Annotated in this window: 24 protein-coding genes and 1 tRNA gene; 10 read left to right on the top strand and 15 right to left on the bottom strand. The window is 71.9% G+C overall.

Features of this window, described 5'->3' with window-relative positions; genetic code table 11:
- A partial coding sequence (locus ABD978_RS22080) for a helix-turn-helix domain-containing protein (protein WP_345357496.1) occupies positions 1–310 on the bottom strand: 310 nt, incomplete at its 3' end.
- Between the two features lie 88 nt (positions 311–398).
- Positions 399–635, bottom strand: a complete 237-nt coding sequence (locus tag ABD978_RS22075; RefSeq protein WP_345357493.1) for a DUF397 domain-containing protein — start codon at positions 633–635, stop codon at positions 399–401.
- 208 nt (positions 636–843) lie between these two features.
- Here ABD978_RS22075 and ABD978_RS22070 point away from each other — a divergent pair, with 208 nt between their 5' ends.
- On the top strand, positions 844–1,347 hold the full coding sequence (locus tag ABD978_RS22070; protein ID WP_345357490.1) for an ATP-binding protein: 504 nt from the start codon (positions 844–846) through the stop codon (positions 1,345–1,347).
- Positions 1,348–1,385: 38 nt separating this feature from the next.
- Here ABD978_RS22070 and ABD978_RS22065 read toward each other — a convergent pair whose 3' ends face one another.
- Positions 1,386–2,495 carry a DUF2332 domain-containing protein gene (locus tag ABD978_RS22065; protein WP_345357487.1) on the bottom strand — a complete coding sequence of 370 codons (1,110 nt, stop codon included), beginning with the start codon at positions 2,493–2,495 and terminating at the stop codon, positions 1,386–1,388.
- Between the two features lie 95 nt (positions 2,496–2,590).
- Here ABD978_RS22065 and ABD978_RS22060 point away from each other — a divergent pair, with 95 nt between their 5' ends.
- Positions 2,591–5,842 carry an AfsR/SARP family transcriptional regulator gene (locus ABD978_RS22060; protein WP_345357484.1) on the top strand — a complete coding sequence of 1,084 codons (3,252 nt, stop codon included), beginning with the start codon at positions 2,591–2,593 and terminating at the stop codon, positions 5,840–5,842.
- Positions 5,843–5,996: 154 nt separating this feature from the next.
- On the opposite strand, the gene ABD978_RS22055 is transcribed toward ABD978_RS22060, so the two are convergent.
- The 3 genes from ABD978_RS22055 to ABD978_RS22045 all read right to left on the bottom strand — a co-directional run bounded on the left by ABD978_RS22055 (position 5,997) and on the right by ABD978_RS22045 (position 8,663).
- Positions 5,997–6,069: transfer RNA gene (locus ABD978_RS22055), tRNA-Glu, on the bottom strand.
- Positions 6,070–6,300: 231 nt separating this feature from the next.
- Positions 6,301–6,693, bottom strand: coding sequence for a hypothetical protein (locus ABD978_RS22050; RefSeq protein ID WP_345357481.1), 393 nt, complete (start codon positions 6,691–6,693; stop codon positions 6,301–6,303).
- Complete coding sequence (locus ABD978_RS22045; RefSeq protein ID WP_345357478.1) at positions 6,681–8,663, bottom strand: DUF4132 domain-containing protein; 1,983 nt, start codon at positions 8,661–8,663, stop codon at positions 6,681–6,683. The genes ABD978_RS22050 and ABD978_RS22045 overlap by 13 nt, the downstream gene beginning before the upstream one ends.
- 311 nt (positions 8,664–8,974) lie before the next feature.
- Between ABD978_RS22045 and ABD978_RS22040 the strand changes: the two genes are divergently transcribed.
- A complete protein-coding gene (locus tag ABD978_RS22040; RefSeq protein ID WP_345357475.1) occupies positions 8,975–9,439 on the top strand; it encodes a peptidoglycan-binding domain-containing protein in 465 nt (154 codons plus the stop codon).
- On the opposite strand, the gene ABD978_RS22035 is transcribed toward ABD978_RS22040, so the two are convergent.
- Positions 9,417–9,743: an FAA hydrolase family protein gene (locus ABD978_RS22035; protein ID WP_345357472.1), complete on the bottom strand. Its 327-nt coding sequence runs from the start codon at positions 9,741–9,743 to the stop codon at positions 9,417–9,419. The two genes, ABD978_RS22040 and ABD978_RS22035, sit on opposite strands and share 23 nt — an antisense overlap.
- On the opposite strand from ABD978_RS22035, the gene ABD978_RS22030 reads away from it, so the two are divergent.
- A complete protein-coding gene (locus tag ABD978_RS22030) occupies positions 9,730–9,897 on the top strand; it encodes a hypothetical protein (RefSeq protein ID WP_345357469.1) in 168 nt (55 codons plus the stop codon). The two genes, ABD978_RS22035 and ABD978_RS22030, sit on opposite strands and share 14 nt — an antisense overlap.
- Here ABD978_RS22030 and ABD978_RS22025 read toward each other — a convergent pair.
- On the bottom strand, positions 9,892–10,491 hold the full coding sequence (locus tag ABD978_RS22025) for a TetR/AcrR family transcriptional regulator (protein ID WP_345357466.1): 600 nt from the start codon (positions 10,489–10,491) through the stop codon (positions 9,892–9,894). The two genes, ABD978_RS22030 and ABD978_RS22025, sit on opposite strands and share 6 nt — an antisense overlap.
- 63 nt (positions 10,492–10,554) lie before the next feature.
- On the opposite strand from ABD978_RS22025, the gene ABD978_RS22020 reads away from it, so the two are divergent.
- Positions 10,555–11,385 (top strand): class I SAM-dependent methyltransferase, encoded by an 831-nt coding sequence (locus ABD978_RS22020; RefSeq protein ID WP_345357463.1) that lies wholly within the window; start codon positions 10,555–10,557, stop codon positions 11,383–11,385.
- A 32-nt stretch (positions 11,386–11,417) separates the two neighbouring features.
- On the opposite strand, the gene ABD978_RS22015 is transcribed toward ABD978_RS22020, so the two are convergent.
- The 3 genes from ABD978_RS22015 to ABD978_RS22005 form a co-directional block, all read right to left on the bottom strand.
- Positions 11,418–12,398, bottom strand: coding sequence for a 1-acyl-sn-glycerol-3-phosphate acyltransferase (locus ABD978_RS22015; RefSeq protein ID WP_345357460.1), 981 nt, complete (start codon positions 12,396–12,398; stop codon positions 11,418–11,420).
- 6 nt (positions 12,399–12,404) lie between these two features.
- Positions 12,405–13,238, bottom strand: coding sequence for a patatin-like phospholipase family protein (locus tag ABD978_RS22010; protein WP_345357457.1), 834 nt, complete (start codon positions 13,236–13,238; stop codon positions 12,405–12,407).
- A gap of 181 nt (positions 13,239–13,419) precedes the next feature.
- Positions 13,420–13,656: a hypothetical protein gene (locus ABD978_RS22005; RefSeq protein ID WP_345357455.1), complete on the bottom strand. Its 237-nt coding sequence runs from the start codon at positions 13,654–13,656 to the stop codon at positions 13,420–13,422.
- Between the two features lie 185 nt (positions 13,657–13,841).
- On the opposite strand from ABD978_RS22005, the gene ABD978_RS22000 reads away from it, so the two are divergent.
- Positions 13,842–14,675 (top strand): Rieske (2Fe-2S) protein, encoded by an 834-nt coding sequence (locus ABD978_RS22000; protein WP_345357452.1) that lies wholly within the window; start codon positions 13,842–13,844, stop codon positions 14,673–14,675.
- Positions 14,676–14,692: 17 nt separating this feature from the next.
- On the opposite strand, the gene ABD978_RS21995 is transcribed toward ABD978_RS22000, so the two are convergent.
- Positions 14,693–15,103 carry a VOC family protein gene (locus ABD978_RS21995; RefSeq protein WP_345357449.1) on the bottom strand — a complete coding sequence of 137 codons (411 nt, stop codon included), beginning with the start codon at positions 15,101–15,103 and terminating at the stop codon, positions 14,693–14,695.
- Positions 15,104–15,337: 234 nt separating this feature from the next.
- On the opposite strand from ABD978_RS21995, the gene ABD978_RS21990 reads away from it, so the two are divergent.
- The 4 genes from ABD978_RS21990 to ABD978_RS21975 all read left to right on the top strand — a co-directional run bounded on the left by ABD978_RS21990 (position 15,338) and on the right by ABD978_RS21975 (position 20,753).
- Entirely contained in the window at positions 15,338–16,300 is a 963-nt protein-coding gene (locus ABD978_RS21990; RefSeq protein ID WP_345357446.1) for an ABC transporter ATP-binding protein, read from the top strand.
- Positions 16,297–17,652 carry an ABC transporter permease gene (locus ABD978_RS21985; RefSeq protein WP_345357444.1) on the top strand — a complete coding sequence of 452 codons (1,356 nt, stop codon included), beginning with the start codon at positions 16,297–16,299 and terminating at the stop codon, positions 17,650–17,652. The genes ABD978_RS21990 and ABD978_RS21985 overlap by 4 nt, the downstream gene beginning before the upstream one ends.
- Positions 17,653–17,655: 3 nt before the next feature.
- Positions 17,656–20,400, top strand: coding sequence for an alkaline phosphatase family protein (locus ABD978_RS21980; RefSeq protein WP_345357441.1), 2,745 nt, complete (start codon positions 17,656–17,658; stop codon positions 20,398–20,400).
- Positions 20,401–20,576: 176 nt separating this feature from the next.
- Positions 20,577–20,753 carry a hypothetical protein gene (locus ABD978_RS21975; RefSeq protein ID WP_345357438.1) on the top strand — a complete coding sequence of 59 codons (177 nt, stop codon included), beginning with the start codon at positions 20,577–20,579 and terminating at the stop codon, positions 20,751–20,753.
- 88 nt (positions 20,754–20,841) lie between these two features.
- On the opposite strand, the gene ABD978_RS21970 is transcribed toward ABD978_RS21975, so the two are convergent.
- The 3 genes from ABD978_RS21970 to ABD978_RS21960 all read right to left on the bottom strand — a co-directional run bounded on the left by ABD978_RS21970 (position 20,842) and on the right by ABD978_RS21960 (position 22,634).
- Positions 20,842–21,219 (bottom strand): hypothetical protein, encoded by a 378-nt coding sequence (locus tag ABD978_RS21970; protein WP_345357435.1) that lies wholly within the window; start codon positions 21,217–21,219, stop codon positions 20,842–20,844.
- Between the two features lie 154 nt (positions 21,220–21,373).
- Positions 21,374–21,988, bottom strand: a complete 615-nt coding sequence (locus tag ABD978_RS21965) for a dihydrofolate reductase family protein (protein WP_345357432.1) — start codon at positions 21,986–21,988, stop codon at positions 21,374–21,376.
- Between the two features lie 235 nt (positions 21,989–22,223).
- The gene (locus ABD978_RS21960; RefSeq protein WP_345357429.1) at positions 22,224–22,634 is read right to left on the bottom strand and encodes a hypothetical protein; all 411 of its coding nucleotides are present in this window, start codon (positions 22,632–22,634) and stop codon (positions 22,224–22,226) included.
- Between the last annotated feature and the right edge of the window lie 148 nt (positions 22,635–22,782).

The raw sequence follows: 22,782 nt of genomic DNA, 5'->3' as shown, positions 1-22,782 counted from the left end.
ACCCCGGCTCATTCGCCCGCTCCGCCAACGCCAACATCGCCGACCGCTCCTTCTGATCGGCGACCCCATACAAACTCAGCAGATCCGACACATCCCGCGACCGGAACCGAACCCGCCCCAACTCCATCCGGCTGATCTTCGAATGCGACGCCCGGATCGCCTCACCGGCCTCCTCACACGTGATCCCCCGCGCCTCACGCAACCGCCGCAACTGCGACCCCAGCACAATACGCAGCACCGTCGGCCCACCACGATGATGACCGAACATGCTGCTCACAGCCTTCTCGCCATCAGGCGCAGAACCGATCATGCGCTCCCCTCAGGACACCGGAATCCGCCCAGTGTCCCACCGGGGCCGCCGATTGCAAAGTGGTCAGTTCAACGGGACATGAGTTCCCTCAGAGGACCATGTGGTCGAACTCTCCGTCCTTGGCGCCCTTGATGAACGCGTCGATCTCGGCGCGGGTGTAGAGCAGCGCCGGTCCGTCCGGGAACCGGGAGTTCCGTACGGCGATGGCGCCGTCGGGCAGTTCCGCCAGCTCGACGCAGTTGCCGCTCGGGTTGCTGGCCCGGCTCTTCAGCCAGCTGACCTCCCGCAGCAGCGACGCCGACATTCCGTTGTAGGCCTGATACATCCTCGCCCCTCCTGGCCGCTGTCGAGAATGCCCGGTCGCACCTTGATGGCGCCGGCCGGACGCCCGCTCCCCCACGCGCTTGCACACTCAGATGCACGTGCATCTGAGTGTGCAAGCGTGCTTGCATATGCACGACTTGAGGAGCAAGATAGCGGAAGCGGCGCACCGGGCGCCTCGCGACGAACACGACTTCCCCCAGGGTTCGCCAATGACCAAGTCTCCGCTACGCGAGACCACCGGTATCCCCCTCGCACACCGAGGGTGGGATGACTGGCTGACGCGTCTCGACAACGCTCCGCACCAGGTCCCCGACCGCCCCTGGGTGGCCGCCCGAAATCTGCCGGCGGAGGCCGAGTCGCCGAAGATCGCGCGGCACGTCACGAAGACGACGTTGGCGGAGTGGAGTCTGGCCCGGTTCTACGACGACGCGTCCGTAGTCGTGTCCGAGCTCGTGACCAACGCGATCCGTCACGGCCTGCGCTGCGGAGTCGACGCCGAGGAGGCCCTCCGGCTCGTCCTCGTCCGGTACCGCTGCCACCTGGTGTGCATGGTCACCGACCCGGCGGACCGGGCCCCGAGCATGCGGGAGCCCGACTACGTCGCCGAGAGCGGGCGCGGCCTGCACATCATCGACGCCATCAGCAGGGCCTGGGGCTGGACTCCCCTGCTGGGCGGCGGCAAGGCCGTCTGGGCCGCGTTCTCCATCGCCTGACGCCCGTACTCATTCCGGTTGCCTGGCGGCCGCATCGCTCAGTCGTCCTCCCTCGGGGGCCCGTCCTCCGGTCCGGCGATCCACTCGACGTGACCGTCGGCGAGCGCCAGCAGCCGTTCGGCCCCGTCCCCGTGCCGCAGGCGCACCGCGAAGCAGAGCAGGTCGAACTCCGGCGCCCCCTCCAGCGACAGGTGGAACAGCCGGTGCGTCCGTCCCACGGCCGCGATCACCTCGTCGAACCGAGCACGCCGGTCCTCCGCGACGTGCAGGCGCGTGGCGGCGTGGAACACGACCACCGGCGTACCCGCGGGCACGTCCGCGACGACCCGCGGCAGCACCTCCACGACATCGCCCGCGACCGTCCGCGGCGGATCGGCGGCGACCACGCGCAGGGCCGCGTCCTGAAGATCCGCCTGCGCGCGGTTCTCCGGCCAGATCAGGGCGCGCAGCCAGAGCCGCTCGTCCGGGTCGGTGACGTCGACGGGGTGCAGGTCGATGCCGACGCGGTCGGCGATGGCCGGCAGGGGGCCGAGGTCCGGCGCGGGCCCGGCTCCGCGCCACCGGGTCCGGATCTCGACCGGTGAGGCGGGTCGGCCCCACGTCCGGCCGCCGAGGTCATGGCGGTACTCGTCGAACCGCAGCAGCAGACCCGCGCTGCACCCGACCTCGATCAGCGTGACGGGCTCGTCGGTCAGGGGCCCTTCGGAGGGGCGACTCGTAGGGGCTGCGCCTTCGATTCCCTCGCTCCGCTCGGTCATGCGGGCGACGGCGGCGAGGCCGAGCCGCAGGGCCGTCGCCCGTTTCACGACGTTCGTCTGGACGAGGCGGCCGCGCATGAGCGCGACGAGTTCCGCGCGCCGGCCGAGGCAGAAGTCGGTGAACGCCGGGCCCGGATCGCGCTCCGGCGCACGCTCCGCACCGGTCGTGGGGTACCAGGCGGCCAGTTCGTGCGAGGGGTCCCGCAGCAGCAGGTAGTGCACCGCCGCGAACAGCAGGTTCGTCGGAACCTGACCGGGGCGGGCCTCCGCCGCGATCGCCAGCAGCCGTTCGTCCGCCGCGACGACCGCGCCGAGGCGCCCGTAGAGCGGCGAGGTCGCGAACAGGCGCGGTGCGGCCGCGAAGAGCCGGGCCAGATCTTCGTAGGGCATATCGGGATGCTGGCCGCGTTCGTCGATACCGGTCAACATTGATTATCGTCAACGCCGCGGCGACGCCGATGTGATCATCCGCGACAATCAGGGGCATGCGATTCGGCATCCTGGGCCCGCTGCAGGTCCGTGCCTCCGACGGCGCCCCCATCTCGGTCGGAGGGCCGCGCGTACGCTCCCTGCTGGCCCTGCTCCTCCTCGACGCGGGCCGCGTGGTGACCGCCGAACGCCTGATCGACGGCCTGTACGGCGTGGAGCCCCCGGCCGGTACGTCGAACGCCCTGCAGTCCCAGGTGTCCCGGCTGCGGCGCGGTCTCGGCGCCGCCGACGGGTCCCGTGACCTGGTCGAGTTCCACCCCGCCGGATACCGTCTCGCGGTCGACCCCGACCAGGTGGACGCCCTCCGCTTCGAACGGCTGGCGCGGGACGGCCGGCGCGCCCTGGCGGACGGCGATCCGGGCCGCGCCGCCGCCCTGCTGCGCGCGGGCCTCGACCTGTGGCGCGGGCCGGCGCTGGCCGACGTGGCCGCCGCGCCGTTCGCCGAGGCACAGGTCGCCCGGCTCGAGGAACTCCGGCTGGAGGCGTTCGAGGACCACGCCGAGGCGCGGCTGATGCTGGGCGACCACCGTGACCTGGTGATCGAGCTCCGGGAGCAGGTCGCCGCCCATCCCCTGCGGGAGCGCCTGCGCGGCCTGCTCATGCGCGCCCTGTACGGCGCCGGCCGGCAGGCCGAGGCCCTCGCGGTGTTCGAGGACGCCCGGCACACGCTCGCCGACCAGCTCGGCGCCGACCCCTCGCCGGAACTCGTCCAGGTCCACCTCGCCGTCCTCCGGGCCGACCTGTCCCTGACGGCCGACCGGCCGCAGGAGCGTCCGTCGGCCCCGGCGACCCGCGGCACGCTGGCCGCCCAGCTCACCAGCTTCGTCGGGCGCCGGGAGGAGCTGGCCCGCGTCGGCGGCCTGCTCGCCGCCGAGCGCCTCGTCACGCTGGTCGGTCCGGGCGGGACCGGCAAGACCCGCCTGGCGGTCGAGGCGGGCGGCCGGGCACCGGGCGAGGTCCGGTTCGTGGACCTCGCGGCGGTCAAGCGCCGCCCTGAGGACGGCGCGGGCCCGGATGACACGGTGGCGCAGACGGTCATCGACGCGCTGGGCGTACGGGAGGCGGGCCTGATGGCCACTCCCCTCGGCTCGCGTCCCGACCCGGCGGGACGGCTCGTCGAGGCCCTCACCGACCGTGATCTCCTGCTCATCCTGGACAACTGCGAGCACGTGATCGACGAGGCGGCCGGGCTCGTGCACCGGCTGCTCGGCGCCTGCCCCGGCCTGCGGGTGCTGGCGACCAGCCGGGAGGCCCTCGGCATCACCGGCGAGGCTCTGTGCCCGCTGACGCCGCTCGCCGCGCCCCCGCTCGGCGCGGATCCGGCCGACGCGCTCGCCTATCCCGCCGTACGGCTGTTCGCCGATCGGGCGGCCGCCGTACGGCCCGGTCTCGAGCTGGACGCCTCCACCGTCGCCGTCATGGCGCGCGTCTGCGACGCGCTCGACGGGCTGCCGCTCGCGATCGAGCTGGCCGCCGCCCGGCTGCGTACGCTCACCGTCGAGGAGGTCGCCGCCCGCCTCGGAGCGGCCGAGGGCGCCGAGGATTCCGGGGCGGCCCCGTACGACCGGTTCCGGCTGCTGTCGCGGGGCGACCGGACCAAGGCGCCCCGCCACCGCACCCTGCGCGCCGTGGTGCAGTGGAGCTGGGACCTGCTCGACGCGGACGAACGCCTGGTCGCCCGGCGGCTGACCGTGTTCGCGGGCGGCGCCACGCCGGAGGCGGCGGCGCGGATCTGCGGGCTCGCCCAGGACGAGGTCGACGACCTGCTCACCGACCTCGCCGACAAGTCCCTCGTCGAGGGCGACGGCGGGCGGTACCGCATGCTCGACACCATCCGTGAGTTCTGCGCCGAGCGGTTGGCCGAGGCCGGCGAGGCCGAGCGCGTCCGCGCGGCGCACGCCGCGTACTTCCTGGAGCTGGCGGAGACGGCCGAACCCCACCTGCGCCGGGCCGAGCAGCTCGAGTGGCTGGCCCGGCTGAACACCGAGCGCGGCAACCTGCTGACCGCGCTCCGCCTGCTGGTGCGCACCGATCATGCCAGGGCACTGCGGATGCTGGCGGCGATGGCGGCCTACTGGTGGCTGCGCGGGCTGCGCAGCGAGGGCGGGTCGACGGCCACCGAGCTGCTCGCCCTGATGGGCGACGAGCCGCCGGCCGCCGGGGCGGGCGAGGAGTACGCGCTGTGCGTCATGCTCGCCCTGCACGGCGGCGGCGACGATCCGGCCCTGGACGGCTACCGGCGGCGGATCGACTCGATCATGGCGGGCCTCGGCTCGGACCGGCCGACGCTGCGGCCGATGTCGACCCTCCTGTGGGCGATCAACGGCGGGCCCACCGCGGCCAACATCGAGTTGCAGGAGGCGCGGATGGGCCGGGATCCGTGGTCCCGCGCCCTTCGCCACTTCGGTTACGCGTACCGCCAGATCCTCGTCGGCGACCTTGCCGAGGCCGAGCGCGAGTTCGCGCGGGGCGAGGTGGGATTCCGCGCGTTCGGTGATCGCTGGGGACTGTCGGCGATGCTGGGGGAACGCGCGCGTCTCGCCGTGTGGCGCGGTGACTGGGAGGCGGCGCAGACCCTGCTCGACGAGGCGTACGAGCACATCCGGCGGCTCGACTCGGCCGAGGACATGGCGGACTGCCTGCAGTTGCGCGCCGAGATGCTGATCCGCCGCGGTGACCTCGACGCCGCCCGGGAGAACTACGAGCGCGCCCATGCCCTCTCCCGCCGGTCGGGCGGGGCCGAGACGATCGCGGACACCCTGATCGGCCTGGGGGAGGTCGCCCGGCTCCGCGGCGATCCGGCGGAGGCGCGTCGTCACTTCGAGGCCGCGCTGGACAGGTGCATGGCGGAGGGGTTCATCGTCCGCTACAGCCGGGCGATGGCGCTGACCGGGCTCGGCCGGATCGCCGAGGCCGCGGGCGATGCCGTCGAGGCCGAGGCCCGGTTCCGTCAGGCGCTCGCCGTCGGCCTCCCGCAGAGCGACTTCCGGATCCTGTCCCACGGTGCCGAGGCCCTGGCCGGGTCGGCGGTGCTCCGGGGCGAGGGCGAGCGGGCCGCCCTCCTCCTCGGCGTCGGAAGCGCGCTGCGCGGCCTCTCCCTCGCGGGAGATCCGGACGTCGCCCGTGTCACCGCCCGGGCGCGCGAGCTCATCGGCACGGAGGCGTTCGACACCGCGCGCGCCCGCGGCGCCGCCATGTCGCGGGAGGAGGCCGTCGCGCTGCTCACCGCCGCGGCCGGCGACGCGTAGCCCTCCGCCCGCGCCCGAACAGGGAGTCGCGGAAAAGCGAAGCCCGCGCCCGGGTGGGGCCGCCGGAGAACGATCGACCCCCCGCCCGAGCCGGCGGCCTCCGGAAAACGTCGAAGGCCTGACCACTCGAGGGTGATCAGGCCTTCGACCTGCGTAGTCCCGACCGGATTTGAACCGGCGTTACCGCCTTGAGAGGGCGGCGTCCTAGGCCACTAGACGACGGGACCTCGTGTTTGCCTGCTCGGTCTCCCGTGCGGGCGACGCCCAGCTTAGCGGACGTTCTCCCCTTGTACGAACCGGGTTTTGGCGAACCCGGACCCTACATGAGAAGCGGGTCGCTTCCGGTGCCACCCGGAGGGACCCTGTCGGCCTGCCAGGTCCGGACCGGTCCGTCCCCGCCTGCCGACATCCGTAACTCTACCGGGGGATCACTTCGACGCCAAACCAGACGGACGGGCTCAGCCTCCGACCAGTTGGACGACCCTGATGAAGACGACCTCCGTGTCCGCCGAGAGCTCGACGACCTGGTCCAGATCGTCGGCCTGGCGGTCGCCGACCAGCAGGAAGAAGCCGTTGCGCCGGAAGGCCCGCTCGGCCAGGTCGGCCTGCCGCTCCCAGTCGATCGGCCGCGGCTCGCGCAGCCGGTAGCCGTTCAGCTCCACTTCCGCGTCCTCGGGCCGTACGAGACCACGGAAGTGGCGGGAGGGCCGTCCGTTGTGCCGCGCGACCTCCTCGCGCACCCGGAGCCGGATCAGGTCGCGGACCGTGACCCGGTCCGGCAGGCCAGGCAGGGACATCTCGTCGAATCGCCGGCCGGTCGCCGTCTCGTCCCGGAAGGTCACGCCTGCCATGGGGCGCTCCGCTCGATCTGCCGGAGGATGTCCGGGTCGGTGATGTTCTCGTCGTCGGCCAGCAGGAACGCCTTGCTGAGGATCAGCGACAGCCGCTCGTCCTCGAAGGGGAGGAACAGGTCCCCGGTGGCGTCGCCGGGCGAGCGGACGATGCAGAGGTAGGCGTCGTCCGGCTCCATGAGGATGTTGGCCGAGCCGAGATGGATCTTGTACGTGCGCCGCGTCCCGTGGACCCGCAGGAACCGGCCGGTCAGCTCCGCGCGCTCGGCGATCCGGGTGCGGGGCAGCAGCCGGGCCAGCGCGTCCCGGCGGACCTCGGCGGTGGCGCCGAGGTCGCCGAAGCCGGTGTCGTGCCAGTAGGCCCGGAGCCGGTCCGCTCCCCGGTCGGTCCAGGTGGGGTCGGCGGCGATCGAGGTGACCCCGACGAACAGGTCCACGTCGCGCATCAGCTCGCTGAAGACCACGGGCGGCACCTCGTCCGGCGCCGCCTCGCGCCACTCGCCGTCCGTACGGCGCTCGAACCGGACCTGGTCGGTGGCGGCCAGGTCCTCGTACTGCGCGGGGTCGGCGTACTCCAGGAACAGGCGTCCCCGCCAGCCTCGGCCGGGGAGCACACGCGTCGCCTCCCCTTCGTACCCGCCGTCCCAGGGGCCGAGCATGGGCGGCTCCCAGCCACGGCCCTTCATCAGCGCGTACAGCTGACGGAAGCGCAGGATGTGCGCGGCGAACCGGTTGGAATAGCCCCGGGTCTCCCGCTCCGCCGGAGTGAGCAGGTAGATCTCCCGGAACGCCTGCTTGAACGGCTGCCGGATCCGCCGCTCGGTCAGGTGGTCGCGCCAGGCGCGGATCTCCTCGGGAGTGGCGCGGATGGGGTGCCACAGCCGGATGACGGCGTCCTCGTCCACCGCGGCCCACGGCTCCCCGGCGGCGTCGAGGAAGCGCCGGCCGCCCTCGACCGGCAGGCCGGCGCGCCACTGCCCGGGGGCGACCTCGACCTCCCAGAGCAGGCGTTCGATGAGGGGGCGGCCGATCGGGTGCCCAGCCTGCTCCGCCCGCCACCGGCCGTACGCCTGTCCGGCCTCGGCGAGCAGCGCGGCCTCCAGGGCACGGGTGAGCGTGGTGAGGTGGGCGCGGGTCCGTTTGACGAGCTCCCGCAGCTCCTTGAGCCGCTCGGGGTGGTCACGCCGGACCGCGGCGGGCACCCCGCGCAGCTCCCGCCCGTCGTGGTGGTGCCAGGTCAGCGCCACGTCCTCGCCGACCGTGATCCGCGCCTCGTAGTCGCCGACCGCACAGCGGTGCACGCCGTCGGGGCCGAATCCGAGGTCGGGCAGCCGGAAGGCGACCTCGGCGCGCTCGCTCAGCGCGGCGTCGACGCGTTTCAGGTTGCGGTCGAGCTGCTTGGGCACCCCGGCGTGGCGGACGACGCCGCGGACGGCGCGCAGCGCGGCCGCGGCCTCGGGCGTCGGGAACTCCTGCGCCGACCGGGCCAGCTCGAACAGCAGCGCCTGCGACGGGAGGGTGCGGGCCGGGGTGGGCGCCACCGCGATCGCCGGCAGGAGCCGGTCGAACAGCTCCGGCAGCCAGGGCTCGTCGCGCAGGAGGGCGACCCGGCACGCCCGGCCGAGCACCGCGACCTCCTCGGTGCTGAACGCCCTGTCGGCGACGTAGGGAAGCTCCCCCGCCTGGATCGCGGTGGCCCGGGCGGCGGCGGTCTCCAGCGCGGTCCGCGCGAACCCGGCGTACGGCGAGTCCGCCAGCCGTTCCCAGTGCTCCGGGGTCGGGCGGGAGTCGTAGCTCTGGTCCCGGATCCGGGCCAGCGCCTGATCCGTCCCGCCGTCGAGCCGCCCGGCCAGCGCCTGCTCCGCCGCGACGATCCGCGGGGTCTCGGCCGGTCGCTCACCGCCGGCCGGTTCGGCTGCGGGATCTTCCAGGGGGGTGGGGAGGACGGACCTGAGCGTTTCCGGCGACATGGGCTGATCCTGGCACTCGGCAACGACAGAATCGCGCCCGCGCGTACGGCCCGGAGGCGACCCGGCCCGTACGCGCCACGGGAGGCCGTTCGCAAGGCCCTGCGGCCGGAATGGTCGCGAATTAACCGTCCTGACCGAAATGGCGACCGGTCGACGGCCGGTCCCCCCGAAGTCCGGCCTTCCGGAAGGGTCAGGAACGGCTGACCGAACGGCGATTCGTCATTGACCACCGGAAACTTCGCTGGTCAGGCGAGCGTCTCCCCTATGTCCCCGCGAAACGGCGGGGGAACCACCATGGGGAGGTGGATCGCATGACCGAACAGGCATCGGTGTCATGGCCGGTCCTACGACAGGGCAGCACGGGTCCGGACGTGACGGCGCTGCAGTACCTGCTGCGCGGCGCCCGTGACCAGTGGCGCACGCTCGCGGCCGACGGGGTGTTCGGACCGGCCACGGACAGCGTCGTACGGGGCTTCCAGAGCATCGCTGGACTGACCGTCGACGGGGCCGTCGGCCCGACGACCTGGCAGCGGCTGACCGACGGAACGACGATCGGCTCGACCGTCCGCGAGGGCGATCGGAACGAGTACGTCAAGGCGGCCCAGACGGAGCTGCTCAAGCACGGCGACCTGAAGTCCGCCGCGCAGGTCGACGGGGTCTTCGGGCCCGACACCGACACCGCCACCCGGCGCTTCCAGGAGCGGGTGGCGCTGGCGGTCGACGGGGTCGTGGGCCCGGCCACCTGGAGACAGCTCATCTCCCGCGCCGGAAGGTGATCCTTCGCGGCCCGTCAGGCGGCTGACCGGAAGGTGATCCTTCACGGCAGGCGGCAGACCGGCCACGGAACGGCCGCACGACCACGGGTCGTGCGGCCGTTCCCGAGACCCTCGATGCGTGCTTCGAAGACGTCTCCCGGGACGGCGGCCCCAGGGCACCGGTGAGGACGATGTCACCGGCCCGCAGCGGGTCGCCCAGGCCGGACAGAGTGGAGGCCAGCCACAGGGCGGCGTAGAGCGGTCCGCCGAGGCAGTCGGCGCCGGTTCCCCGCGAGACGGTCTCGCCGTTCTTGTCCAGGGTCATCCCCGGCCTGTACGCCGGTGGCGGCTCGGCCTGCGGAATCTCCGGCGCCTCGTCGGAGGGCTACATGTCCGGGAACGGCCTCCTGGCCGCCCTGGGGTTCGGCTGGCTCATCGGAGACCACCTGGCGGCCGGAGCGGCCTGCGGGCGGTCATGAGGACGGCTCTCGCAGGACGCCGCCGATGACCGTGGTGACGACCTTCTCGACGGCCTCGGGCTCCGGCGGGACGCCCTTCCGGTCGGCGAACAGCAGGTGGCCGGCCCCGATCAGGGTGGGCGCGAGCGCGTCCACCTCGGCGTCGGCCGCGATGCGGCCCAGCTCCCGCTCGGCGGCGAGATACGAGGCGATCATGGTGGCGGCGTCCGTCAGGATCGGCACGCCGACCGGCCAGGTCTCGCGCAGCCGGGCGCGCAGCTCGTCGCGGAAGGTGATGAGGGCGACGATGGCCACGGCGACCGACTCGAACAGCCCGGTCAGCGCGCCGGTGAGGTTGCCGACGACGGTGCCGGTCCCGGCCGAGTCGCGCAGGGCCGCCGCCTGACCGGCCATCCGGTCGGCGCGGTCCAGCACGAGTTCGGCGAGGAACGCGTCGAAGTCGGCGAAGTGGCGATGCAGGACGCCCTTGGCGCAGCCCGCCTCGATGGTGACGGCCCGGCTGGTCAGCGCGCTCGGCCCGTCCCGCAACAGGATTCGCTCGGCGGCGTCGAACAGCTGCTCACGAACATCGCGGAGGGCCACACCTGTCGGCACCGCGCATCCCGCCCTTCCCTGGACGACTTGACGAGTGGGCAAATGCCCACTCATAGTGGGCGCATGCCCACTCTACCTTCTGAACACGCGCCTGGCCCCTCGCGGCAGCCCCATCAAGCCCGAGAGGTCGCGGAGTCCTTCGGCGTGGACGCCGAACGTTACGACCGGACCCGGCCCCGCTATCCCGACGCCCTGGTGGAGCGGATCGTGGCCGCCGCTCCCGGGCGCGACGTCCTCGACGTCGGCTGCGGCACCGGCACGGCGGCCCGGCAGTTCCAGGCGGCCGGCTGCACCGTCCTGGGCGTCGAGCCCGACGCGCGGATGGCCGAGTTCGCGCGGCGCAGCGGGATCGAGACCGAGGTGGCGACAGTCGAGGCCTGGGACCCCGCCGGGCGGCGCTTCGACGCGGTCGTCGCCGCGACGGCCTGGCACTGGGTCGACCCGGTCGCGGGGGCGGCCAAGGCGGCGCAGGCGCTGCGTCCCGGTGGAGTGCTGGCGGCGTTCTGGCACGCGTTCCAGCCCCCGGCCGAGGTGCTGGAGGCCTTCGCCACGGTCTACCGGCGGGTGGCACCCGACTCCCCCTTCAGGATGCCGACGACCGGATCGGCCCTGGACGCCTACCAGATGATGATCGACAAGGCCGCCGGCGGGATCCGCGAGGTCGGCGGGTTCGGCGAGCCGGAGCAGTGGCGTTTCGACTGGGAGCACTACTACACGCGGGACGAGTGGCTGGACCAGATCCCCACCCAGGGGCACATGACCCGGCTTCCGCCGGAGAAGGTGGCGGAGGTACTGGAGAGCGTCGGAGCCGCCGTCGACGCGCTCGGCGGCGGCTTCACGATGCCGTACTCCACGGTGGCGGTCGTCGCGGCGCGAACCGACGACGCCGCCTGACCCGGCCGCGGCTCCGGCACCGCGCCGTCCGCCTAGGCGGCGGGGCGCGGACGGTTGTCCGTGATCCAGGCGTCGATCTGCTCCCACCAGTCGAACAGCCATCGTTCCCGGTCGTCCTCGGGGATCTCCTCGCGCGGAACCCGCCACCACCGCGCGCGCAGCGGCCGGTCCAACGGGATCCGCCCCCAGATGTCCCCGGCGGTCAGGAGGTCGTCGGCACCCGTGTGGGCGACGAAGACGACGTCGGCGTCCGGCGCGGCGTCGATCGCCGCGAGCGAGCCGGCCGGGCGCGGCGGCAGGACGTTTGCCATGTTCCGGGCGCGTTCGGCCGCGTCCGGACGGCCCTGCCGCCGCAGCCGGCGGATCGCGCGCACCCGGCGGCGCGGCGTGAAGTTCCCGCCCTCGGGGAAGATGAGCAGCGCGTCGGCGGGGCCGATCCCGGCCGCCAGGCGGCCGACCTCGTCGACCACCCGCTCGCGCGGCGCGGAGCCGTCCGGCACGAACAGGTTCGGCAGCCGGTTGAGCAGCACGTCGACCGAGGGATCGAGCTGCAGGGCGGCCTTCATGACGATCCGCGGCCGCCGCCCGTACACGTTGAGCAGGTAGTGCACGATGAGGAAGGAGTCCCCCGGCCCGCCGTGCCGGCTGAGCACGATCACGGGCCGCCCGGAGACCGCGTCGATCGGTTCCTGGACCTCGACCACGAGCCCGAGCATCCGGGCCGCGACGTCGTACATGTGGGTGAGGAACCATCCGCACAGCGCGTAGTGCCGCGCGCGTACCGCCTCGGGAGACCCGCCGGCCACCCACAGGCCCAGGCACGCCGTGAGCAGGACGCACTCGAGGACGAGCCAGCAGACCGCGATGACCGCGATCCGCAGGAACCGGTGGCGGCGGCGCGCGGCCACCGCCCCGACGAGCAGCAGCACCGGAACCGCCGCCACCGCCACCGCCGCCACCGCGAACAGCAGCGGGATGAAGAGCAGACGCCTGACGAACCGCGGGGGGAGCACGGGAGGTCAGCTATCCGACAGATCCGACAGGTACTCGCGGCTCGCCTCGTACGCCCGCTCGATGTGCGCCTCGACCCGCGAGGAGTCGCGGTAGCGCAACTGGGACAGGCCCGCCGCCTGGCCGGTCGACCCGGTGGGCAGGACGTGAACGGTGACGTCATCGGGCAGTTCGGCCATCTCCTCGGCGAACCGATGCCGCCGGGCGATCTCGAAGGCCACCAGCCCGACCTGCCAGGGCCTGGTCGGCGCGGTGAGGGGGGTCTCGATCCGGCCGACCTGCAGGACGTACACCGTCCGGGCCCCCTCCCGCAGGGCACGGCCGATGGGGATGCTGTGCACCAGGCCGCCGTCGTAGTAGTGCTCGTCGCCGATGCGGACCGGCGGCAGGACGCCGGGGACCGCGCACGAGGCCAGCACGGCCGGGACGAGCGGACCGCCGGTGAACCACCGCGCCTCGGCGCGTTCGATGTTGGCCGCCACGCAGTGGAACGGCACGGCCAGGTCCTCGATCCGGTCGGTGGGGATCAGCGCGTCCAGCGCGGTCGCCAGGAGATCCGTCGAGTGCAGATGCGTGCCGGAACGGATCAGGGTCGAGACGCGGCTGAGGAACGAACCGGCGAAGACCGAGCCCGCCCCCTCGCCCTGCCACGCCTTGGTCAGCAGGTCGGCGGCGTTCGCCGGGTCGGAAGCCACGAACGCCCCGTTGAAGGCGCCGACCGAGGTCCCCACGATCAGGTCCGGCCGGATCCCCGCCTCGGCGAGCGCCCGCAGCATGCCGACCTCGTGGGCGCCCAGCAGCCCACCACCACCCAGTACGAACGCGGTCTTGGCATCATTCACGGCGTCTCCTGTCGAAAGACCTCAGCGAGCCCCTCTTACCCCCGGATCACGGCCATCAACGACATAAGGCGTGTCCGGCCGATCGGCCTCCCACCGAGCAAAGCCCCGGACAGCGCCGTGGCCCGCCCGTCGTGGGACGGGCGGGCCACGGCGACCTTCGCGGCAGGAGCCGGGCTCCGGCCTAGTGCTGGACGTGGAAGTGGTGCCCGCGGTGGTTCCGGTGGCGCCACCAGCCCCAACCGTGCCAGTGGTGCCGGTGGCGCCTCGGCGTCCAGCCGGAGTGGTGCGCCGAGTACGCGGTCGGCCGGTGGTTCGTCTGGCCGGCGGAGTGCTGCTCGGCCTGAGCGGCGCCGCCGAGCAGCATGAATCCCGCGGCCGCCGCCGCGACCACTCCGGTCGCGGTGAGCTTTCTGATCACTGATCCCCCTGAGTCGCGATCCTCGATGGCCCGATCACCGGGACCATCGAGGCCATCGGTACCGCGATACTCCCGAGCGACAACGGAAACGCGCCGACGCGTGACCGAATCACGACTCCAGGCGTCCGATGCGCGCGGCTTCGGCGGACGGTTCGATCGCGATATCCGGGGAAGCCTGCCCGCCCATGGGCATACTCAGCAGGCTGGAGAACGCCGAGGTCCTCGATCGCGCCGTGGCGCCGGGTCAGAAGGCCGCACGACGGCTGCGGCCGAGAGCGTTCCGCGACATCCTGCACGGCACGTGGTGGGGCCACCCCGTGCACCCGATGCTCGTCCAGGCGTCCGTCGGCGCCTGGCTGTCCGCCGGCGTCCTCGACCTGCGGCCGGGGAACGACCGCGCCGCCCGCCGGCTCGCGGGGTTCGGGCTGCTGGCCTCGGCGCCCGCCGTGCTCGCCGGCCTCACCGACTGGGCCGAGCAGCACGAGCAGCAGATGCGGGTCGGAGTCGTCCACGCGGCGACCAACACCGCGGCCATCGGCCTGTACGGCGCGTCCCTGGCGGCGCGCGCCGCCGGCAAGAGCAGGGCCCTGCGCTACGCCGGCCTGACCGCCGCGGGCCTCGGTGCGCTGCTCGGCGGGCACATCTCCTTCCGCCAGGCCGGCGGCGTGAACCACGCCGAGGAGGTGCCGCATCTGGTCGAGCCCGGCTGGCACGCCCTCGGCCCGATCGCCGGCCTCCCCGACGGGCGGCCCGCCCGAAGGATGCTCGGCGAGGTGCCGCTCCTGATCGTCCGGCGCGGCGACGACGCCGACGTCCTCGCCGACCGGTGCAGCCACCTGTCGGGGCCGCTCTCGGACGGCGAGGTCGACGACGGGTGCGTCACCTGCCCCTGGCACGGCAGCGTCTTCCGGCTGTCGGACGGTGCCGTCGCGCACGGACCCGCCACCGCGCCGCAGCCCGCGTTCGAAACCGACGTACGCGACGGCGTGCTGCGGGTCCGCCTGCCGAACGCCGGCTGAGGCGGTACGCGGCCGGGTCAGCCCAGCTCGTTGATGCGGATCATGTTGCCCGCGGGGTCGCGGAAGGCGCAGTCGCGAAGGCCCCACGGCTGCTCGGTCGGCTCCTGGACGACCTCGGCGCCGCCGGTCTGCACCTGCTTGAAGGTGCCGTCGAGGTCGGCGGTGGCCAGGACGATGCGCCCGTAGGTGCCCTTGGCCATCATCTCGGTGATGGTGCGGCGCTCGTCCTCGGTGATGCCGGGCTCGGCGGCCGGCGGGTGCAGGACGATGGACGTCGCGGGCTGGCCGGCGGGGCCGACCGTGATCCAGCGCATCTTGCCGTTTCCGACGTCGTTGCGGACCTCGAAGCCGAGGGTGTCGCGGTAGAAGGCCAGGGAGGCCTCGGGGTCGTCGTGCGGGAGGAAGGTCCAGTGAATGGTGATGTCCATGCCCATGACGCTAGGTGGGACGCGCTGACCAGCGCTTCTTGATTCCTGATCGGTTGGTCCGCCCGCCATCGCGCGCCGTATCCGACGTGTTGATCCGTACGGCCGAGTGATCGCTAGATTGAGGCCTATTACCTGGTTTGGCGTCGTTTGCCCAAAGTTCGACTGTATGCCGCCCCAAGTCAAACCTTGATCTCTAGCTTCCTCTTGCCGAAGATCAAGCGGGAGGCGACCGCCATGGACATTAACCCGGCAGTCCGGGGTAGCGGGCTCAAGAAGACCTTCGGTGATGTGGTCGCACTCGACGGTGTCGACCTGAACGTGGCGAGCGGGCAGGTCCACGGGCTGGTCGGCCCGAACGGCGCGGGCAAGACGACGCTCCTGGGCCTGCTGCTGGGCCTGGCGGTTCCGGACAGCGGTCGCCTCGAGATCCTCGGCACGCCGGTCGGCCGGACGCTCGCCGTCCCCGACGGCGTCGCGGGCTTCGTGGACGGGCCCGGGCTCTACCCGTCGCTCACCGCGCGGCAGAACCTCTCCGCCCTGGCCGCACTGCGCGGGTACGACGCGGGTCGCACCGGCGGCGTCGATGCGGCACTGGAGCAGGTCGGACTCACCGACGTCGCCGACGACCGGATCCGGGGATTCTCGCTCGGCATGCGCCAGCGGCTCGGCCTGGCCGCCGCGCTGCTCACCAGACCGCGGCTGCTCGTGCTCGATGAGCCGGCCAACGGCCTGGACCCCGCCGGCAAGCACCACGTGCACCGCGTCATCACCGGGCTCGCCGCGGACGGGACCGCCGTGGTCCTCTCCAGCCACCGAATGGACGACCTCGCCGCGCTGTGCTCCGAGGTCACCGTCCTCGCCACCGGGCGGGTCGTCTTCTCCGGGCCGGTGAGCAAGCTCGCCGCCGAGAGCGGCGAACTCGACTACCGGCTGGTCACCTCCGACGCGGCGGCCGCCCACCGGGTGGCGCTGGAGACGCCGGGGCTCGGCGTACCGCCCGGCCGCGGCGGCGTCCAGCCGCCGGACGCCGACGTACTGGTGGTCCGCGGGCCGGTGCCGGCCATCGAGGAACTGGTGGTGCGGCTCGTACGGGCCGACGTGGCGGTACGAGAGCTGGCACCGGTGGTGTCGCCGCTCGAGGCCGCGTTCCTGGCCCTCACCGGGGCCGAGCAGACCGACGAGGAAGAGGTCTCATGACCGTAACCGTCACGTCACCCCCGGTCGAGGCCCGGCCGGCGCCGGTGCTGCGGGGCTACCGGTTCGAGCTGGTGAAGCTGCTCTCCCAGTGGCGGACCCGCGTCCTGCTGCTCGCCTGCTGGATCGCCCCCGCGGGCTTCGTGGCCGCGGTGAGCCTGCAGAGCACGCTGCCCGCCGACACGGTCTTCGGCCGCTGGATGCACGCGACCGGCTGGGCGGGGTCGCTCGTCGTGCTGGACTTCTCGCGTAGCTGGGCGCTCCCGCTGCTGACCGCGCTGGTCGCCGGCGACGTCTTCGCGGCCGAGGACCGGCTGGGCACCTGGCGTCACCTCCTCGTGGCCGTTCGCTCGCCGAAGCGGATCTTCGTGGCGAAGGGGCTCGCCAGCCTCACCGTGCTCCTGCTGCTGGTGGTGGGGCTGGCCGGGTCGAGCATCGCCGGCGGCCTGGCAGCGGTCGGCAACCGGCCGCTCGTCGGTCTGGACGGCCATCTCCTCGCCCCGGGGGACGCGGCCGGTACGGTCCTGCTCGCGTGGGCCTGCGTGCTGGCACCGACGCTGGCGTTCGCGGCGATCGGCCTCCTCGGCTCGGTCGCTCTGGGCCGCTCCACGATGGGGCTGCTGATGCCCGCGCTCCTCGCCTTCGCGCTGCAGCTCGCGCAGTTGCTGCCGCTGCCGGTGGCCGTACGGCTGGCCCTGCCGAGCCACGCCTTCTTCGCCTGGCGCGGGCTCTTCACCAGCCCGGCGCAGGTGGGTCCTCTCCTCGTCGGTCTCGCGGTGAGCCTGGCGTGGGCGGTCGTCGCCACCGCGCTGGCGTACCGCCTGTTCCTGCGCCGCGACTTCACCGACCTGACGTACGACGGGTCAGGCCGCCGCGTCCTCCTGGCGGGGGCGCTGCCGCTGGCCGGCCTGGTCGCCCTCACCTTCGTCGTGCTCACCGGCGCGACCTCGGCCAAGGGCTCCGGGATCGAGCAGGCCAAGGTGCAGGACTCGCTCGCCACCGCGTACGCCCACCTCTACCGGGTGCAGACGCGGGAGCTCCATCGCCCGGACGTCACCGAGGCGCAGCTGCGGGCCACCGCGTCCTGCGACAAGGGCGGCGACCGGGTCCTCGACCAGGGTCCGGGCAACGACTGGCGATGTGTCGTGTCCTGGCACCTTCCCGGCGCGACCGCCGTGGGCAGCGCCATCTACCAGCTCGACGTGACCGCGGACGGGCGGTACGTCGCCGACGGAGACGGCCCCAAGGAGGTGAACGGCTATTTCCAGGTGCGCACCCCCACCGGGGACGCACCTAACCCTCTGTGGCAGTTCGACGGGAACGTCGACCTGCTCGCAAGCGCTTCGAAGGATTGATTCATGCACGTGACCCGCCAGCGCGTCAAGAAGTCCCGTATCGGGTTCTTCGAAAAACGCACCACCCACCGGATCCGCGTCGTGGCGGCCGGCACCGCGGCTCTCGCCATCGCCAGCGGAGGCGTCTCGTACGCCTCCACCAAGATGTTCGGCACCGATCAGGTCGGCCAGACCACCAAGAAGGGCCTGGTCGTCTCCAGCGACCAGTACCTCGACCCGATCGGCGAGCGCCTCGTCATCAACAACGGCAAGATCATGTCGTCCTCGGTCAGTCCGGACGGCACCCACGTCGCGGCCGCGGTCACCGACGGTGGGATGGCGCTCGCCATCCTGGACCTGAAGAACTGGAAGGTGCAGCAGCTCGTCGGCAACAACAAGGCCGCCGATCTGAAGATCAGCGGCAACGACGTGGGCCAGGAGGGCCCCACGTACTCGCCCGACGGTTCGCAGCTGTGGCTGGGCCAGACCGACGGCTACACCAGGTTCACCGTGGACCCGGACGGCACGCTCGCCAACCCGACCTCCATCAAGATCCCGGTGGACGGGCCCAAGCACGCGCTGGTGGCTCAGGCGGTGTTCTCGGCCGACGGCAAGACCGTGTACTCCGCCGTCAACGGCCAGAACCGCGTGGTCGCCATCGACGCGGCGACCGGCGCGATCCAGCAGAGCTGGACCGTGGGCAACGCCCCGCGCGGCCTGGCGCTGGTGGGCGGCAGGCTCTACGTCAGCAACGAGGGCGGCCGCCCGGCGAAGCCCGGCGAGACCACGATCAACTCCTACAACACCCAGGTGCCGGCCAACCCGGCGACCGGTGCCACCACCACCGGCACGGTCAGCGTCATCGACCTGGCGAACCCGGCCGCCGCCGCCACGAGCATCGACGTCGGCCTGCACCCGACCGCCCTGTACGCCAAGAACGGGGCGCTGTTCGTCACCAACACCGCCACCAACAGCGTGTCCGTCATCGACACGGCCAAGAACAAGGTCGTCCAGACGATCGCCACCCAGCCGTGGCCGGAGGCGTCGGTGGGCTACGAGCCCGACGCGGTGACGCTCACGGACGACGGCCACCTGCTGGTGACGCTCGGCCGCGCCAACGCCGTCGCCGTCTACCGGTTCCGGAAGCCGCTGGAGCCGGTCAGCTACGTCGGCCTGCTCCCGACGGACTACTTCCCCGCGGAGATCACCACCGTCGGCGACGACGTGCTGGTCTCCAACACCCGCGGTATCGACGCCCGCCGCCCCACCACCGCCGCCGGGCACGCCACCCACGACACCACGTCGAGCCTGCAGCGGTTCACGCTGCCGAGCGACAAGGTCATCCGGTCGGAGACGAGAAAGGTCTTCGAGCAGAACGGCTGGGGCAACAACGACGTCAAGGTGGCCAAGGGCCACTCCGCGCACGCCGTGGCCGTCCCGCAGCGGCTCGGCGACCCCTCGACGATCAAGCACGTCTTCATGCTCGTCAAGGAGAACCGGACCTACGACCAGGTCTACGGTGACATCCCGGAGGGCAACGGCGACCCGACGCTGGCCCAGTACGGCGAGAACGTGACGCCGAACCAGCACGCGCTGGCCAAGCAGTTCGGGCTGTACGACAACACCTACGACATCGGCACGAACTCCGCCGAGGGTCACAACTGGCTCATGCAGGCCGACAACCCGGAGTACACCGAGTCCTCGGCCGGTGAGTACGCCCGCAGCTACGACACCGAGGACGACGCCCTCGGCCATCAGCGGACCGGTTTCCTCTGGACCGGTGCGCAGGCGGCGGGCAAGACCGTACGAGACTTCGGTGAGTTCCAGCAGTTCCTGACCAAGCCGTCCGGAGCGACCTGGCAGAACCTGTACTGCGACACCAAGAACATGGCGACGACCGGCCAGGACACGGCCTACCCCCTGGACTCGACCTCGCCGATCCCGTCGCTCAACAACGTGTCGGTGCACGGCTTCCCGAAGTTCGACACCAGCGTCCCGGACATCTACCGGTACGAGATCTGGAAGCGTGACTTCGAGCAGAACGGGCCGGCCAACCTCAACATGTTCTGGCTCTCCAGCGACCACACCGGCGGTCCGCCGAGCGGGCCCGCCCAGGTCGCGGACAACGACCTCGCCGTCGGCCGGATCATCGACGAGATCACGCACAGCAAGTACTGGAAGGACTCCGCGATCTTCGTGGTCGAGGACGACTCCCAGGCCGGCACCGACCACGTCGACGGCCACCGGGCTCCGATCCAGATCATCAGCCCCTGGTCCCAGCACGGCACCGTCGACAGCCACTACTACTCGCAGATCACGATGATCCGGACCATCGAGCAGATCCTCGGGATCCACCCGATGAACCAGAAGGACAGCGCCGCGACCCCGATGAGCGCGGCGTTCACCAACAAGCCCGACTTCACGCCGTTCACCGCGCTGCCCAACCGGACCTCGCTGACCCTGGGCCTGTCGACCCCGCCCAGCTGTGGCCTGGACACCCCGGCGGCGCAGAACCCGAAGGCCGCGGCCGTACCTTCGGCGAAGGTGCCGGCGGCCGAGCAGCCGGTGGCGGCGAAGTGGCAGGCCTGGAAGGCGAAGCAGCCGTTCACCGGGCCCAACGCCAAGGCCGACTCCGCCAACCCCGAGCAGATGAACCACTTCTCGTGGTACGAGGCGCACGGGTGGACCAAGCCCTACCCGGGCGAGACCAAGATCTACGCCCCGGACCAGGTCCCCGGCGCGTACATCCCGTCCTCGGACAACGACTGACCTCCGCCCCCCTCACGCGACGGCCCGCCGGGAATCCCGGCGGGCCGTCCGCCTACCAGCGCGAACACTTGCCGATTCCACCCGCTTTCGCACGGTCATCCATGCCGGCCCAACAGGGTCGGCCGCCCGGCGGCACAACGCCCGAGCGGGCGAAGAAGAGCAGAAAGGAATCGGCCATGAGGCGATCGAATGAAACGCGGCCCTCAGTCGAAAAGAGCCGGGAAGCGGCGGATCACCGCAGGCACGCCGACATCATGCGCGACATCGGCGACTACGACGCGGAGAACTTCGCCATGGGGCGGGCCAGGCGGGCCAGCACACAGGCCGAGCGCCTCCGGCGTCAGGGCAACTGACCCAATCCCATCCACGCCCTGGCGCGGATGACAACGAGCCGGTCCGCCTCAAGAGGGGCGGTCCGGCTCTTTCAACCGCCTGCTTTCTTCAGTCGGGCAGGCAGGAGCGGAACCGTCGTAGGAGTTCCAGGGCGGTGGGGCTTCCTCCGTCGAACGTCTGCCCTCGCTGCTCGGGAGGAAGATCCGGGCCCCAGAGGCGGGCGCCGTGGCAGCGGAAACAGAAGGCGATCTCGAAGAGCAGACCGGTGGACCCGTGTGCCCGGATCCCCCAGCCGGGGAGGAAGCACCGGTAGGGCTCACTGCCCGGTAGCTCCGCCACAAGCGCCAGAGCCTCCGGAACGTCGTCCCCCTCCCAGATGGCGACGGTGTCGCCCGTCAGCTCATCGGACATCAGGTGTCGGGCGGGGTCCGTGATCCGGACGACCTCGATGAGCTCGGCCTTGTTCCGAGTGAGCGGCAACAGCATCCCCACAGCGTCGCCGAACCCGCCGACACTCGCCAAACCCGGAGCCGCCCGAGGAACGAAGAAGGCGGGTCTCCGTGAGGCTCCCCGCCCTGCTCAGGTACTTGCCGGGGTACCACCCAAGCCCGTCATGGGACGCGCCCCGCGACGGCGGCGGCTATTTCCCTCCCGGTATCTGGTCCTTGGCCTCGTCGTAGCCGACCTTGGTTGGTGCCACAGTCGGCGAGTAGATCACGCGGATCACGCCCGTCGGAAACGCCTCCGTCGCCGTCATTCTCAGGTGGTACGGCGCGTCGCCGTCGTCGAACAGCTTGCGGCCCTTACGCGCCGCCACCGGATGCACCAGCAGGCGCAGCTCATCGATCAACCCCGCGGCGAGCAGCTGCTGCACCACGGAGATCGACCCGGGGATGAGGATGCCTCGTATTCCGGCATCGGCCTTGAGCGAGGTGACGGCATCGAGAAGATCACCCTTGATGAGCTCGGAGTTGCGCCAGGAGAACTCCAGTGCCTGGCGCGAGACGACCACCTTGCGCACGTCCCCGAGTTGCTTGGCGAACGGTGCGTCATCCCCACCCGCAGCCTCGCGGTCGGGCCAGGCTCCGGCGAAGCTGTCGTAGGTCTCGCGGCCGATGAGCAGCACGTCAGCAGTGTCATAGTCCTCGCCGACGGCGCGGCCCATGTTCTCGTCGAAGTACGGGAAGTGCCAATCCGGGTCGATCTCGGCCACACCATCGGCCGAGATGAACAGCGTGGAGATGACCTTTGCCATCGGGATGATCCCTTCGAGTCGGATGGTGTCGATGGATAGACCGGCGCAGCACCCCGAGGTCATCGGTCGGCATCACCTGCACCGTCAGCCGGTGACGGTACGCGGCCGCGAGCATCCTCGGCCGCGCACCCGCCCGGTTCCACTGACCACTCTCCACCGGTCGTACCGCTCCTGGCCGACCTGGCGGCCTCCACGATCACCGTCCCGAGGTCGGCCGCGCCTGGCCGTTCATCGATCAGCCGCAGTGCGACCAGCCGGACGCCCATTGAATGCCTTCCGCGAAGCCACCCCATGAAATGCAGGTTTTCGCAGCGCTGAGTCTGACCGGGCCGGCGTAGTAATGGTAGTAGCCGGCATCGGGGGCCGATACGAGGTCACTCTGCCGCTCGATATGCACTCGCAGGTCGTACGTCCTGGTCCCGGTCGGGTTCCGCACCCAGGTGACGGCGCAGTTGGACGACCCGTTGTAGAACAGGTAGATGTCGGCCACCGTACCCAGGGCGTGGTGGTCGATCTGGTAATAACCGCTCCCGCACGCCCCGCTCGGCGTCGTGGCCGCTTCGGCCGGAGCGGCCACGGACACCATTGCCGCAGCCATGCCCAAACCGCTGAGCGCGAGGGCCATCGTCCGCTTCGACTTGCGCATGAGACTCCGTTTCGTGCATCCCTGCCCAGGATCTGCCGCAGGCACGGTAGCAGCGACCAAGATCACCTGGCTATGAGCACGTACGGCAGCCCGCCCGGTCGGGGACGCCAATGAGCCGACCGACGCCGGCGGGCAGGTTCCGGCATCG

This window comes from Actinoallomurus liliacearum, from assembly GCF_039542035.1.
GTDB lineage: Bacteria > Actinomycetota > Actinomycetes > Streptosporangiales > Streptosporangiaceae > Actinoallomurus > Actinoallomurus liliacearum.
The sequence above is the reverse complement of the archived record's forward strand: the minus strand, read 5'-3'. Positions and strand labels throughout refer to the sequence as shown.

Excerpts from the sequence above, each read along its gene's own strand:
- ABD978_RS22075 (WP_345357493.1), bottom strand. The coding sequence starts at position 635 with ATGTATCAGGCCTACAACGGAATGTCGGCGTCGCTGCTGCGGGAGGTC.
- ABD978_RS22070 (WP_345357490.1), top strand. The coding sequence starts at position 844 with ATGACCAAGTCTCCGCTACGCGAGACCACCGGTATCCCCCTCGCACAC.
- ABD978_RS22065 (WP_345357487.1), bottom strand. The coding sequence starts at position 2,495 with ATGCCCTACGAAGATCTGGCCCGGCTCTTCGCGGCCGCACCGCGCCTG.
- ABD978_RS22060 (WP_345357484.1), top strand. The coding sequence starts at position 2,591 with ATGCGATTCGGCATCCTGGGCCCGCTGCAGGTCCGTGCCTCCGACGGC.
- ABD978_RS22050 (WP_345357481.1), bottom strand. The coding sequence starts at position 6,693 with ATGGCAGGCGTGACCTTCCGGGACGAGACGGCGACCGGCCGGCGATTC.
- ABD978_RS22045 (WP_345357478.1), bottom strand. The coding sequence starts at position 8,663 with ATGTCGCCGGAAACGCTCAGGTCCGTCCTCCCCACCCCCCTGGAAGAT.
- ABD978_RS22040 (WP_345357475.1), top strand. The coding sequence starts at position 8,975 with ATGACCGAACAGGCATCGGTGTCATGGCCGGTCCTACGACAGGGCAGC.
- ABD978_RS22035 (WP_345357472.1), bottom strand. The coding sequence starts at position 9,743 with ATGACCCTGGACAAGAACGGCGAGACCGTCTCGCGGGGAACCGGCGCC.
- ABD978_RS22020 (WP_345357463.1), top strand. The coding sequence starts at position 10,555 with ATGCCCACTCTACCTTCTGAACACGCGCCTGGCCCCTCGCGGCAGCCC.
- ABD978_RS22000 (WP_345357452.1), top strand. The coding sequence starts at position 13,842 with ATGGGCATACTCAGCAGGCTGGAGAACGCCGAGGTCCTCGATCGCGCC.
- ABD978_RS21995 (WP_345357449.1), bottom strand. The coding sequence starts at position 15,103 with ATGGACATCACCATTCACTGGACCTTCCTCCCGCACGACGACCCCGAG.
- ABD978_RS21990 (WP_345357446.1), top strand. The coding sequence starts at position 15,338 with ATGGACATTAACCCGGCAGTCCGGGGTAGCGGGCTCAAGAAGACCTTC.
- ABD978_RS21985 (WP_345357444.1), top strand. The coding sequence starts at position 16,297 with ATGACCGTAACCGTCACGTCACCCCCGGTCGAGGCCCGGCCGGCGCCG.
- ABD978_RS21980 (WP_345357441.1), top strand. The coding sequence starts at position 17,656 with ATGCACGTGACCCGCCAGCGCGTCAAGAAGTCCCGTATCGGGTTCTTC.
- ABD978_RS21975 (WP_345357438.1), top strand. The coding sequence starts at position 20,577 with ATGAGGCGATCGAATGAAACGCGGCCCTCAGTCGAAAAGAGCCGGGAA.
- ABD978_RS21970 (WP_345357435.1), bottom strand. The coding sequence starts at position 21,219 with ATGCTGTTGCCGCTCACTCGGAACAAGGCCGAGCTCATCGAGGTCGTC.
- ABD978_RS21965 (WP_345357432.1), bottom strand. The coding sequence starts at position 21,988 with ATGGCAAAGGTCATCTCCACGCTGTTCATCTCGGCCGATGGTGTGGCC.
- ABD978_RS21960 (WP_345357429.1), bottom strand. The coding sequence starts at position 22,634 with ATGCGCAAGTCGAAGCGGACGATGGCCCTCGCGCTCAGCGGTTTGGGC.